Source organism: Mesocryomonas lacus (assembly GCF_055730135.2).
The window spans coordinates 1-332 of the sequence record NZ_JBUZWE020000070.1; the positions used below are offsets into that span (position 1 = coordinate 1).

Genomic DNA, 332 nt, shown 5'->3' on the forward strand with positions numbered 1-332 from the left:
TGAGCACACCGGGCATTCATGACCAAATCGACCTTCTGAATCCGAGCCCACGATGACCGGTAGGCAATCTGGCGGTGGCGGTGGCTCAAAAGGGGCTCCAATGCCCGCGGCAACGAAGTCGTTTACCGGCAGCCCGGTCGAGAGTTTAGCGTAGATGCCGAAGAACGCTGCCGGTCCAGTTCCTGACCCCTGGATCCCTACGCTGACGCTTGGCTTGCCTTCGTCATCCCGCATGACATGAAAAGTTGCCTCCATCGCGCAGTGGGCAACTTCCCGGAAGTCCTGAGGGTACGTATTTGACATCAGGATGTGCTCCGATCATTTGGCCTTAT

General features: G+C 57.5%; 1 protein-coding gene. It reads right to left on the minus strand.

Features of this window, described 5'->3' with window-relative positions; translation table 11 throughout:
* Window positions 1–303, minus strand: a 303-nt coding sequence (locus ACZLZY_RS24970; RefSeq protein ID WP_472936654.1) for a hypothetical protein, incomplete at its 3' end; no start/stop codon positions are given.
* Window positions 304–332: the final 29 nt, after the last annotated feature.